Genomic DNA, 12341 nt, shown 5'->3' with positions numbered 1-12341 from the left:
AATGAACAGGCTGACTAGAATTTTTTCTCTCCTAAAAAATCCTTAATAAAATCACAAGATTATTTAGAAAAAAACAAGCAATCCTAAGCTGATGGAGGGATTGTTGCTGGTCTGACATGAAAAAGGAAACAGTGCTCCTTCAGATAATGGAAGCACTGTTTCACTGATTTTTATTTTTCGATCGTGGTCACGATACCAGAACCAACTGTTCGTCCACCTTCACGAATGGAGAAAGTCGTTCCATTTTCCACAGCGATTGGATGGATCAATTCCACATCGATCGTTACGTTGTCACCAGGCATAACCATTTCCGTTCCTTCTGGTAAAACGATATTCCCAGTTACGTCCGTTGTACGGAAGTAAAATTGTGGGCGATAGTTATTAAAGAATGGGGTATGGCGACCGCCTTCTTCCTTTGTCAACACATAGACTTCTGCTTGGAATTTCGTATGTGGTGTGATGGAACCTGGTTTTGCTAACACTTGGCCCCGTTCAATTTCATCCCGGGTGATTCCCCGTAATAATACTCCTACGTTATCACCAGCTTCCCCAAAGTCCATCGTCTTACGGAACATTTCTACTCCTGTCACGACTGCTTTTTGTGTTTCAGGTTTGATTCCGACGATTTCTACTTCATCACCGACTTTTACTGTTCCGCGATCGATCCGACCGGAAGCAACGGTTCCCCGTCCAGTAATTGAAAAGACATCTTCGATCGGCAATAATAATGGTTTATCAGTGTCTCGTTCAGGTGTTGGGATATATTCATCTACTGTATCCATCAGCGTTAAGATCGCTGCTTCAGCCTCTGGGTCACCTTCCAAGGCTTTTAAGGCAGAGCCTTTGATCACAGGAATGTCATCACCTGGAAAATCATATTCAGTCAGCAATTCTCTGACTTCCATTTCAACTAAATCGATCAACTCATCATCATCGACAAGGTCTGTTTTATTTAAAAAGACGATCAAATGTTTCACACCCACTTGACGAGAAAGCAAAATATGTTCACGGGTTTGCGGCATTGGGCCATCTGTCGCTGATACGACCAAGATTGCGCCGTCCATTTGGGCAGCCCCTGTAATCATATTTTTCACGTAATCCGCGTGTCCTGGTGCATCGATATGGGCATAGTGCCGTTTTTCTGTTTCGTATTCTACATGGGCAGTATTGATGGTGATACCACGTTCGCGTTCCTCAGGAGCCGCGTCGATACTTGCGTAATCTTGCGGATTGGCAAGTCCTTTTTTCCCAAGAACTGTGGTAATAGCAGCAGTCAAGGTTGTTTTCCCATGGTCGACGTGTCCTATCGTTCCGATATTAACATGGGGTTTGCTACGATCATAATGTTGTTTTGCCATATTGTTTCCCTCCTAGAGAAAGTTGAGTCGTTCTTTGACTCGAATCATATTTTGCGATTTACGCTTCCAAATTCATAAGTATCAACTTATTTTTTGTAAGTTTAAATCTACTCTTATTATAGGTCAAAATTAGTCAAAGTCAAGTGAGATGTCTCGTCTGCTAATCCCTAAGAATTTCTTTGCTTTTTTCGATCTATTGGACGTAGGACAATTTTTATGAATAATAGAAGATGAGGTGAGAAATGTGAAAAAAATCATTGCAACGCTGGTTTTTGCAGCAATTTTCCTTGGTGGCTGTTTTGCTACTTATCATTATTACTATGGTGGAAGTGACTACTATACAGTCATCAGGGATGCCGGCGAGCACGACACGGAAATTAGTGATAACGGAGTTGCCGAAGATGTCTACCGTTACACACAAGACGCTTACAGTTCCTCTGGAGAAGTCAAAACGGTCAAAATGAATGAGCACCGTTCCGCGCCTTTAAGAGAAGGTGCCTATTTGAAATTATTGGTCAATCCTAATAAAGGTGTTCTGAGCTGGGAAGAAGTTTCTGAAGAAGACGTTCCCAAAGCCGCCCTTGAGAAACTGACCGATCAATAATTGCTGATATTGATCAAAGATATCCAGAAAAAAAGCAGAGACTCCTCATTACTTAAAGAGGAATCTCTGCTTTTTTGTGCTCGTTCTATGTTGTTAGCTCCGCATCATCCACACATAAGACCTTTGTCCTACATCCGATTAATTACTTCTTCTACATTTTTGATCGTTACGGAAATCGTTCCGTCTGGATTATTGATAAATTCGATCAAATTTGGATCTCGGTAAACATCCAAAGGAACGATCAATTCGATCCCGTTAGATAATTTTAGTTTTTGTTTCCCGAATTTTTTCTCTGAGATCTCACGGACATCCCGCATCATTGGTGCCTGATTGACAAATCCTTTTTCAGCCACTTCTTCTTGAAAAGAAAGCTGAGCGGTAATATTGTCTTTAAAGACTTTTTGCGCCACTTCACTGACATCAATGTGTCCTGACTCTTCGATCGTGTCGTAAACCGCTTCTTTTAAATCGGCAACAACGTTATAGGTAGGTGTTTCAAATTTCTGACCAATTTTTTCCGCTACTTTTTTGATGACTTTGACGTTTTCTTCTAACGAGGGAATCGGTTCGGCATCAATGACTTTCGTTGAAAAGTAGGCATATTTTTCACCTGAAAAGCTATATTTCTTTTCAATCAGTTCAAAGTCTAAGCTCTCCACATCAATTGTGATCCCTTCATCGGCCTTTTGAGTTTTACCTGCTAGTAAGGCACGATGCAAAATTAAATTGTTTTCGATCCCAGCTTCCCCATTATCAATAAAGTGCGTATAGCCGTCTTGATAGTTGACCTTCAAAAATGCCAACTGCATTCTTGTATCAAATTCATACAAGACCACAAAGGCATCCGCACTTGGTGCATCTTCACTTTCCTTGTACGCTTCATACCACCGTTGGACGATCGCTTCACTGGCTGCGACAAAGTCTTCGGGTGCTTGTTTGACCAGTTGAGCGATCATTGATGTTTCGAGTAAACGCCCTGTTTTGGTTTGCGGTGTTGCAAGTTTCTGTATTTTTTTCGTCAAATAATCGCGGATGTATTCCGTGGTCAAATCGAGTTCAACTTGAGAAAAAACCGGATCACCAGTTTGACGGTCAATAATGTGTAATATCGCATGTTTCAAATAAATATCCATTAGTTACGCTCCTTATCCATTTGTCTAGTGTACAAAAAAAATAGGCGAACTGACAAGAGCCAAACGTCATTTTTCTTATTGGCCACTTCCTTTTTGAAAGATGCATTTATTGGAAAATCCGTCCTCGTCTGCTAAACTAAAGGTACCACAGAAAACGGAGGAATGAACATGAACAGCTATACGTTATCAAACAATGTAACCATCCCTGAGTTAGGTTTTGGCACATGGCAAACACCAGACGGCGACGTTGCCGTAGCATCAGTCAAAAAAGCACTGGAAGTAGGTTACCGCCATATTGATACAGCCCAAGGCTATAAAAATGAAGCCAGTGTTGGTCAAGCGATCAAAGAAAGCGGCATTCCCCGCGAAGAACTCTTTTTGACTACAAAATTGTGGAATGCGAACCATTCCTATGATCTTGTGATGTCTTCTTTTGAAGAGTCCTTAGAGAAACTACAAACAGACTATATCGATCTTTTCTTAATCCATTGGCCAAACCCAATAGCCTTTCGTGACAACTGGCAAACAGCGAATGCAGAAACATGGCGCGCTTTTGAAGAATTGTATCAAGCAGGCAAAATCAAAGCGATCGGCGTCAGCAACTTCTTACCACATCATTTTGAAGAATTGAAAAAAACCGCTACGGTCTTCCCAATGGTCAATCAGATTTTCTTGGCACCTGGTGAGCTGCAAGAAGAAGTCGTTACCTACTGTCAAGAACATGATGTATTGCTTGAAGCATACAGCCCTTTAGGTACTGGAAAAATATTTGTTGTCCCTGAAATGAAGGCGTTAGCTGAAAAACATCAAAAATCTATTGCTCAAGTCGCGTTGCGTTGGTCTTTACAACACGGTTTTCTTCCATTACCAAAATCTGTTACACCAAGTCGGATCGAAGAAAACATCCATGTCTTTGATTTTGAGCTATCTGAAGAAGACATGAAAACGATCGATCAATTAGATGGCGTCGTTGGGAAAGCGACCAATCCAGATACGACAGGGTTTTAATTTTACTCTCTATAAGGAGAAGCCTATGAAGACAACTGATTTGATTCACCTCTCCCCTGCTGTTCAAAAAGCCTTACATGCTGATTTTGTTTTTCTTATATGGCCAGACAAAGTCCAACATTTTCCGGCGCGTCAATGGTCGTCTAGCGACTATCAGCAGATGCTGGCTGAGAAACTCACTGGGGAAGTACGCTTTTTTCTTTGGGAAAACTACTTAGTCGCCACTGGAGACAAGGAGCTTTTGATCCTAATGCCTAAGTACCATCAAATCAATGATCTAGTAGAAACGCCAGCGCCGCTTCTTTAGCAGCGCTGGCGTTTTTTCAGGAAGTATATAAATTTTTTTGTATTTTTTCATGAGAATCACTGTTCTTTTCTGCAAATTTTCCTTATAATCGATAGTGATCGAGAGGAGAAGATTATGAAAAAGAAACAATTAGCAAAATTGAAACAACAATTCCGCCCGTCTTATGAAACAGCTCGACAACAGTTGTTTACAGCGATCGAGCGCAAAACAGCAGATAAGTTCGACCTTCCGACAACTGTTTATATCAATCCTAAAAATCACGAGGAATTATTGATTGAATTGTTGAAGGAAACACCCAAAGAACAAAAAATCGCTGTTCCTTTAGATGAGAACTTCAAAATCGTCGTGAAACGAATTCAACGCTTAGAAGCTGGCTTACTTGATCGTTTCAGCGATAACTTAGTCGATGAGATCGCTGCTTACTGGTTACCGACCAATCCGCAAGAAAGTGCGGCACCTACCTTCGCTCCTGCGAAAGAACCAGCAGAAGTGAAGGAAGAAACGGCACCAACTATACCTGCATCAACTAAAACTAAAGAAGTGGAAAAATCAACGGCTGATGATTCTGACGAATCCATGACTTTTTCAGCATTTGCCGAAAAAATCGCAGCATTCCCTAAATTTTCTGCAAAACAATCTTCAGGAGAAACGACCGTGATCGAAGCTTCCCCGAAAGAAGATCGTGTTCTAGCAACAATTTCTGAAACAGAAAGTGATACTTTTACCATCGAAACCGCTCTAGAACGCAAATACAAAGTAAAACTAGAAGTCATTCCATTGATCGAGGCGTATGCCCACACGGTGATTTCTAAACGATAAACAAAAGGTTCTCTAGGAATTTCCCTAGAGAACCTTTTTTAGTTGCGTATTTCTGTTAAAAATTTACGGGCTTGCTCTTGGTTCATTTGACTCGCCGCTCGCAGCTTAGCTGCCAGCTGATCGATCTCAGTTCCTTTTGCCCCAACTGAAATAGCTAATGAACGGGCTTGCATGCTCATATGGCCTTGCTGAATTCCTTCTGAAACCAATGCCCGCAAAGCAGCCAGATTCTGAGCCAACCCGACACTTGCCGCCAGTGAAGCTAACTCACTCGCCGTTTCAACACCGGTCAAAGCCAACGCCGCTTGGGCTTTTGGCAATACTTTTGTGGCACCCCCGACTGTGGCGATCGCCAACGGAAGTGTGATACTACCAATCAAACGGTCTTCTACTATTTTCCAAGAAGTCAGCCCTTGCATGCGACCATTACGGGCAGCATAGCCATGACAAGCTGCCGAAACGGCGCGAGTGTCATTTCCGGTAGCCAAAATCAGCGCTTCAACGCCATTCATGATCCCTTTGTTATGGGTGGCGGCACGATATGGATCAATCTTGGCAAAATCAGCTGCATGAACGATTTTTTCGGCAACTTGTCTACCCTTTCCGATCTTGCTCAGTTTGTCAAAAGGCACGGAGCAAGTGGCTGTTACTAACGATTCCGTGGCAAGATTACTTAAAATACTAAAGAGAATTTCTTCTTCTGGGAACCACTTCCGAAAGAGGTCGGCCACTCCTTCTAAAATCGAATTGATGATGTTGGCGCCCATGGCATCTTTGACATCAACCAACAAATCGATTGAGACATAGGCTGTTGCTAATTCAGATTCTGTTGGCGAGAAGTTCCGACCGATCACTCTTCGCAATCCACCGCCGCGTTTCACGATAGAAGGATACGTCTCATTCGCCACTTCAAAGATCGCTGCTTGCTCGGATTCAACTTTTGCCAAAATCGCTTCCGAATCCTGAACATCCATAAAGACGATCTGGCCTCGAAGCAAACGTTCTTGACTGGTCGTTGTAATGGGCCCAGCCATTTTTGCTCCATTGCTCATCGCTGCAATCACAGAAGGTTCTTCTGTGGCTAACGGGACATTGTATCTCTTGCCATTCACTTGCAGATTCAACCCCACACCTAAGGGAATCTCCACTTCACTGATCTGGTTTTCGATCAAGTGATTGGCGGTTTCCTTGTCTAATGCCATTTCTTGAAAAACCAAGGATTCGGCTGCTGTGATCGCCCCTTGTGCTTCAAGAAAGGCTAGTCGTTCGTTAGGCGTAAGGGCGTAAAACTTTTTTTTTTCTGTTTTTTCTGATGCCGACTCTTCATGAAAATCGGCTTGACTTGCTGCCGCCGAAGGGTTTTCTAACAGCATCGCTAGCCCTAACCCGCCACCGACACATAAAGAGGCGATCCCATAACGTTCTTGTGTGTCTTTTAGCTGATAAGCGACGGTCGTTGCGATCCGAGCACCGGTTGCTCCAATCGCATGGCCAAGGGAAATGCCCCCACCGTAACGGTTGACTTTCTTGGGATCCAAACCAAGTTCACGTTCTACTACGATCGAGGAAGCTGCAAAGGCTTCATTGATTTCAAAAATACCGATATCTTCAATCGACAGTGCTTGCTTTTTCAGCAAAGTATCGATTGCTTTGATTGGTGAGATTCCCATGATCTCTGGGGCAAAGCCAACTTCAACGATCTCTTTGATCACTGCCAGATAAGGAATCTGATGCTCCTCACAATAGCTTTTTGAGGCGATCAAGACCATGGCAGCCCCATCATTGATGGTTGAGGCATTCCCAGCAGTCACCGTACCGTCCTTTTTGAAAACCGTTTTTAGTTCAGCTAATTTTTCGACTGTCGTAGCGGCGCGAATGCCTTCATCCTGGGAAACGGTAGCAGACTTTTCGGTCACGGGTACGATCTCTTGCTCAAATTTCTTTTCCGCTTGTGCTTTGGCAGCCTTCATTTGGGAGTGGTAGGCAAATTCATCTTGTTCTTGTCGAGTGATGCCATATCTTTCTGCAACAGTTTCAGCCGTTAAGCCCATCGGTTTGCTGCTAAAAGCGTCTGTTAAGCCATCATGCATCATTGTCGATACTGGATTTGAATACTGATCATCCGCCTTGTTATAATAACTGAATAGCGGCGCATTCGTCATACTTTCGATCCCACCAGTCAAGACGACTGATGCCTTGTTTAACTGAATTTGCTCCATGCCCATTAGAATCGCTTTCATTCCCGAACCGCAAACTTCGTTGATCGTTGAGGCTGGAATATCTGAAGAAAGCCCACTTTGCAGGGAAACTTGGCGACTTGGATTTTGCCCACTGCCTGCTTGCAGGACATTTCCGATAATCACTTGTGCGATATGTTCTTTTGCTTGTTGGTTTCTTGCCAACAAGGCTTTCGCAGCAATTGTTCCTAATTCTACTGCTGAATATTCTTTTAATGACCCATGGTATTTGCCAATTGGCGTTCTTAGTGCGTCGATAATGACAACTTCTTCCACGTACGTCACCTCCTCTTGAAATATATCATTAAATCCTCCAAAAAAGAATACCCCACATCAGCTTGCTGTGCCCTTTTCTACTTTCTTTAATAAAGTTTAAATTCTAATCAATTCTTTTTCATTTTTTTCAAAAAATATGATACCTTAGAACGTGTAGCCTACTAAGTACGTAGAACATAAAGGAGCGACGGAATGAACGTTGGTATTGATAAAATAAATTTTTATGTCCCCCCCTATTTTATAGATATGGTTGATCTAGCTCACGCCCGAGAGGTCGACCCAAATAAATTTACGATCGGGATCGGTCAAGATCAAATGGCGGTCAATAAAAAAACGCAAGATATCGTCACCTTTGCCATGCATGCGGCAAAAGATATCCTCACAAAAGAAGATTTACAAGCAATTGATATGGTGATCGTCGGCACAGAATCCGGCATCGATGAATCAAAGGCTTCGGCAGTGGTTTTGCATCGCCTATTGGGTATTCAACCATTTGCCCGCTCCTTTGAAATCAAAGAAGCGTGTTATGGCGCAACAGCAGGCTTACAGTTTGCTAAAGCCCACGTACAAGCCAATCCACAAAGCAAAGTTTTGGTGGTGGCTTCAGACATCGCCCGGTATGGCTTAGCTTCCGGTGGAGAGCCCACTCAAGGCGTAGGTGCAGTTGCTATGCTGATCTCTGCAGATCCAGCGATTTTGCAGTTGGATAACGATAATTTGATGTTGACGCAAGACATTTATGATTTTTGGCGTCCCGTTGGTCATCAATATCCAATGGTAGATGGCCACTTGTCAAATGCCGTCTATATCGATTCCTTTAAACAAGTTTGGCAAGCCCATTGCGAAAAAACGCAACGCACAGCAAAAGATTACGCTGCATTGAGTTTCCATATTCCTTATACAAAAATGGGAAAAAAAGCCTTATTGGCTGTTTTTGCCGAAGAAGAAGAAACGCAACAAGAACGCCTGATGGCTCGCTATGAAGAATCGATCGTTTACAGTCGTCGTACCGGCAACTTGTATACGGGTTCATTGTACCTAGGCTTGATCTCTTTATTGGAAAATTCCTCCAGCTTGCAAGCCAATGATCGGATAGGACTGTTTAGTTACGGCTCAGGAGCGGTTGCTGAATTTTTCAGCGGCGTATTGGTACCCGGTTATGAAAAACAGTTAGCACAAGCTGCTCACCAAACGTTACTTGATGCCCGTCAAAAACTAACGATCGCTGAATACGAAGCAATGTTCAATGAGACCATCGATATTGATCAAGATCAATCCTTTGAGGATGATCTGCTTTACAGTATTCGTGAAATAAAAAATACCATTCGTTATTATAAAGAAGAAAACGAGTGATGTTAAGAAAAACTTTGTTTATTTTCAAGCAAGAAAGCTTGATGAAACAAAGTTTTTTTCTTTCTTTTTAATTTGTTGAAACAAAGCATCTTTTTCAGACTTTTTCTGATTGTTATTCAAAAATTTTCAGATAATTCAGGAAAAACATTTGACAGTCCGCTTTTTTTTGTCTATACTAAAAACAATTCAAGTATGGAGGAACTTTTTTATGTTAAAAACGACCGTGTCCCCACAACTGAATATCTTTTACTTTAGCTACTTTAGATAGTTTGTATTCATAACACATTATGGATGCAAACCGCAAAACGAGTTTTGTTTGTATCTATGATGGCTAAAGCATTTTAACTTGAACTTGCAGCCATGTAGAAAATCTTCTAAATGGTTGCCAATATACGTTTACGCTTGGTATAGGATCGAATCCATTTAGACGATTGTCTGAATGGATTTTTTTGTTCAGGTAAACCCCAATTAAAAAAGAAACGTTTATAGGAGGAGTTACAATGAAAATGAAAAAATGGATCACAACTGGATTATTAACGGCTTCACTACTGGCACTGGCAGCTTGTGGGGAATCAAACAATGCTTCTGAGGGAAACGACGGATCAAAAACAGTCGGTGTCTTGCAACTCGTGGAACATGGCTCCTTGAATGCCGCCTACGAAGGATTTAAAGAAGGCTTAGCAGAAGCGGGCTACACAGAAGGTGAAAACCTGACGATCGAATACCAAAATGCGCAAAACAGTCAAGACAACTTAAAAAGTATGAGCGAACGCCTAGTGAATGCCAACCCTGATCTTTTATTGGGCATCGCTACCCCTGCTGCTGTTTCGTTAGCAAATGAAACCACTGATACCCCAATCGTGGTTACCGCAGTTACTGATTTAGTTGGGGCAAAATTAGCCGACTCAAATGAAGAACCCGGTCGCAACATCACCGGTACGTCAGACATGGTACCCATTGAGCAGCAGATCAATTTGCTGTTAAGCATCGTCCCTGACGCCAAGACGATCGGCATTATGTATAATGCAGGTGAAGCTAACTCGAAAATTCAAGCAGACTTGGCAGAAGAAGCCTTAAAAGCTGCTGGAGTCGACGTTAAAGTATTGACCGCCAATACCACCAATGATGTGCAGCAAGTGACCACTAGCCTGGCAAAAGATGTCGATGGCATTTATATTCCAACAGATAATACCTTTGCCTCTGCTGCTGCAATCGTCGGTGAAGTGGCGAAAGAAACCAAAACACCGATCGTCGCAGGTTCCGTGGAACAAGTCGATGATGGAGCTCTAGCAACTTATGGTATTGACTATAAATCACTAGGCATTCAAACAGGAAAACTAGCAGCAAAAATTTTAGATGGCGATGCAGAACCAGCTACCACACCCGTTGAAACAGCGGAGAATTTAGAGTTAGTCGTCAATGAAGAAATGGCTGCAGCTTTAGGGATTGATCCTGCCAGCATCACTGCCCCAGAATAACCATACTATTTTAGATTTGAGGAAATCATATGAATTTAGTCGACACGTTCTTACTATTACTACAATCTGCCACCTCTCAAGGGATCCTTTGGGCATTGCTGGCAATCGGAGTATTTTTGACCTTCCGTATTCTGGATATCGCTGATTTAACTGCAGAAGGAAGTTTTCCATTAGGTGCAGGGATCGCTGCAATCAGTATTACGAATGGCGTCTCCCCCATACTAGCCAGTTTGATGGGCTTTGGCGGTGGCATGTTAGCCGGCTTGGTATCCGGACTACTGCATACAAAACTAAAGATCCCAGCCTTGTTGGCCGGGATCATCACGATGACTGGGCTTTATTCCATCACAAATCGTGTGATGGGTGCTCCCAACATTGCCTTGTTAGGACAAGACACGGTCTTCACCCAATTTCAAGCAATGGGTCTGACCAAAAACAATGCCGTGATTCTTGCGGGCTTTCTCTTCGCAGCTATCGTCATTTTGTGCTTGTTCCTCTTTTTCCGTACAGAGATCGGCTTAGCATTGCGCGCAACAGGCGATAATTTAGCTATGAGTGAAGCCAACGGCATCAACACCGATAATATGAAGATCATCGGTTACATGATCTCTAATGGCTGTATCGCCCTTTCAGGTGCTCTTTTAGCCCAAAACAACGGTTTTGCTGACCTAAACTCCGGAATCGGTACGATCGTGATTGGCTTAGCATCGATCATTATTGCAGAAGTTTTATTTGCCAATAAATCTTTGCTTTTGCGGTTGATCACCATCGTGATTGGAGCGATCGTTTATCGCTTTATCCTGGCCGTCGTTTTCGAGTTCAATGTCAAAGCCAATGATATCAAACTGGCATCCGCAATCGTCTTAGTCATCTGCCTCTCGTTACCGCAGCTTCGTTCAAAACTAGGACTTAAAAAGATGCTGCCAAAAACCAAAGGAGGCCAAGCCTAATGACTTCAGTCTTAACAATCGAAAATCTACACCAAACCTTTGAAAAAGGGACGATCAATGAGAACCATGTCTTGCGAGGCATTGACCTGACGATGAATGCCGGAGATTTTATCACGATCATCGGTGGCAATGGTGCCGGAAAATCGACCCTTTTAAACAGTATTGCAGGAACGATCCCAACAGAACAAGGAAAAATCACCTTAGATGGGAAAGACATCACCCGTTTATCCGTTACGAAACGCTCAAAGGATATTAGCCGAGTCTTTCAAGATCCACGTATGGGGACAGCGGTTCGTTTGACTGTTGAAGAAAACTTAGCACTTGCTTACAAACGGGGCCAAGTCCGAGGGTTTGCGACAGGCGTCAAAGCAAAAAATCGCGCGTTTTTCCAAGAAAAATTAGCCAGTCTAAACTTAGGCTTAGAAAATCGTCTTTCTGCCGAGATCGGTTTGTTATCAGGCGGACAGCGTCAAGCGATTACCCTCTTGATGGCAACATTGCAACAACCTAAATTGATTTTATTAGATGAACATACCGCTGCCCTAGATCCAAAAACCTCGTTGACTGTCATGGCATTGACCGATCAATTGATTCGTTCACAGCAGTTGACGGCCTTCATGGTTACTCATGATATGGAAGATGCCATTCGCTATGGCAATCGCCTGATCATGCTTCATCAAGGCAAGATCGTCGTGGATATTGCCGGTGAGCAAAAGCAACATTTAACAGTCCCTGAATTGATGGAAATGTTCCATCAAAATAGTGGTGCTGAATTAAAAGATGACCAACTGCTCTTACGCTCTTAACAAGCAAAAAGA

The 12341-nt window shown here is 42.8% G+C and carries 11 protein-coding genes; 8 read left to right on the top strand and 3 right to left on the bottom strand.

The window, feature by feature from the left end; all coding sequences use genetic code 11:
- Positions 1 to 170 precede the first annotated feature (170 nt).
- Positions 171 to 1358, bottom strand: a complete 1188-nt coding sequence (gene tuf / locus IGK85_RS05115) for an elongation factor Tu (RefSeq protein WP_005237121.1) — start codon at positions 1356 to 1358, stop codon at positions 171 to 173.
- A 244-nt stretch (positions 1359 to 1602) separates the two neighbouring features.
- On the opposite strand from tuf, the gene IGK85_RS05110 reads away from it, so the two are divergent.
- On the top strand, positions 1603 to 1962 hold the full coding sequence (locus IGK85_RS05110) for a YxeA family protein (RefSeq protein ID WP_008381011.1): 360 nt from the start codon (positions 1603 to 1605) through the stop codon (positions 1960 to 1962).
- A 128-nt stretch (positions 1963 to 2090) separates the two neighbouring features.
- On the opposite strand, the gene IGK85_RS05105 is transcribed toward IGK85_RS05110, so the two are convergent.
- Complete coding sequence (locus IGK85_RS05105) at positions 2091 to 3095, bottom strand: nucleoid-associated protein (protein ID WP_005237126.1); 1005 nt, start codon at positions 3093 to 3095, stop codon at positions 2091 to 2093.
- A 162-nt stretch (positions 3096 to 3257) separates the two neighbouring features.
- On the opposite strand from IGK85_RS05105, the gene IGK85_RS05100 reads away from it, so the two are divergent.
- The 3 genes from IGK85_RS05100 (at position 3258) to IGK85_RS05090 (ending at position 5229) form a co-directional block, all read left to right on the top strand.
- Positions 3258 to 4103 carry an aldo/keto reductase gene (locus IGK85_RS05100; protein ID WP_429968714.1) on the top strand — a complete coding sequence of 282 codons (846 nt, stop codon included), beginning with the start codon at positions 3258 to 3260 and terminating at the stop codon, positions 4101 to 4103.
- 25 nt (positions 4104 to 4128) lie between these two features.
- The gene (locus IGK85_RS05095) at positions 4129 to 4410 is read left to right on the top strand and encodes a hypothetical protein (RefSeq protein ID WP_008381005.1); all 282 of its coding nucleotides are present in this window, start codon (positions 4129 to 4131) and stop codon (positions 4408 to 4410) included.
- Positions 4411 to 4524: 114 nt separating this feature from the next.
- Positions 4525 to 5229: a hypothetical protein gene (locus IGK85_RS05090; protein WP_008381002.1), complete on the top strand. Its 705-nt coding sequence runs from the start codon at positions 4525 to 4527 to the stop codon at positions 5227 to 5229.
- 38 nt (positions 5230 to 5267) lie between these two features.
- Here the strand turns inward: IGK85_RS05090 and IGK85_RS05085 are convergent, their stop codons facing one another.
- Positions 5268 to 7742, bottom strand: a complete 2475-nt coding sequence (locus IGK85_RS05085; protein ID WP_008381000.1) for a hydroxymethylglutaryl-CoA reductase, degradative — start codon at positions 7740 to 7742, stop codon at positions 5268 to 5270.
- Between the two features lie 192 nt (positions 7743 to 7934).
- Here IGK85_RS05085 and IGK85_RS05080 point away from each other — a divergent pair, with 192 nt between their 5' ends.
- The 4 genes from IGK85_RS05080 to IGK85_RS05065 all read left to right on the top strand — a co-directional run bounded on the left by IGK85_RS05080 (position 7935) and on the right by IGK85_RS05065 (position 12329).
- Entirely contained in the window at positions 7935 to 9095 is a 1161-nt protein-coding gene (locus IGK85_RS05080; RefSeq protein ID WP_005237144.1) for a hydroxymethylglutaryl-CoA synthase, read from the top strand.
- Positions 9096 to 9595: 500 nt separating this feature from the next.
- Positions 9596 to 10573, top strand: coding sequence for an ABC transporter substrate-binding protein (locus tag IGK85_RS05075; RefSeq protein WP_005237146.1), 978 nt, complete (start codon positions 9596 to 9598; stop codon positions 10571 to 10573).
- Between the two features lie 29 nt (positions 10574 to 10602).
- A complete protein-coding gene (locus tag IGK85_RS05070) occupies positions 10603 to 11523 on the top strand; it encodes an ABC transporter permease (protein WP_429972186.1) in 921 nt (306 codons plus the stop codon).
- Positions 11523 to 12329: an ABC transporter ATP-binding protein gene (locus IGK85_RS05065; protein ID WP_005237149.1), complete on the top strand. Its 807-nt coding sequence runs from the start codon at positions 11523 to 11525 to the stop codon at positions 12327 to 12329. The genes IGK85_RS05070 and IGK85_RS05065 overlap by 1 nt, the downstream gene beginning before the upstream one ends.
- Positions 12330 to 12341 lie beyond the last annotated feature (12 nt).

The sequence above is a fragment of the Enterococcus sp. AZ015 genome, assembly GCF_050499225.1.
Classification (GTDB): Bacteria; Bacillota; Bacilli; order Lactobacillales; family Enterococcaceae; genus Enterococcus_D; species Enterococcus_D entomosocium.
This window is presented reverse-complemented; position numbering and strand designations above follow the sequence as displayed.

Coding starts and splice junctions, on each gene's coding strand:
- tuf (WP_005237121.1), bottom strand. CDS start 1,358: ATGGCAAAACAACATTATGATCGTAGCAAACCCCATGTTAATATCGGA.
- IGK85_RS05105 (WP_005237126.1), bottom strand. CDS start 3,095: ATGGATATTTATTTGAAACATGCGATATTACACATTATTGACCGTCAA.
- IGK85_RS05100 (WP_429968714.1), top strand. CDS start 3,258: ATGAACATGAACAGCTATACGTTATCAAACAATGTAACCATCCCTGAG.
- IGK85_RS05095 (WP_008381005.1), top strand. CDS start 4,129: ATGAAGACAACTGATTTGATTCACCTCTCCCCTGCTGTTCAAAAAGCC.
- IGK85_RS05090 (WP_008381002.1), top strand. CDS start 4,525: ATGAAAAAGAAACAATTAGCAAAATTGAAACAACAATTCCGCCCGTCT.
- IGK85_RS05080 (WP_005237144.1), top strand. CDS start 7,935: ATGAACGTTGGTATTGATAAAATAAATTTTTATGTCCCCCCCTATTTT.
- IGK85_RS05075 (WP_005237146.1), top strand. CDS start 9,596: ATGAAAATGAAAAAATGGATCACAACTGGATTATTAACGGCTTCACTA.
- IGK85_RS05070 (WP_429972186.1), top strand. CDS start 10,603: ATGAATTTAGTCGACACGTTCTTACTATTACTACAATCTGCCACCTCT.
- IGK85_RS05065 (WP_005237149.1), top strand. CDS start 11,523: ATGACTTCAGTCTTAACAATCGAAAATCTACACCAAACCTTTGAAAAA.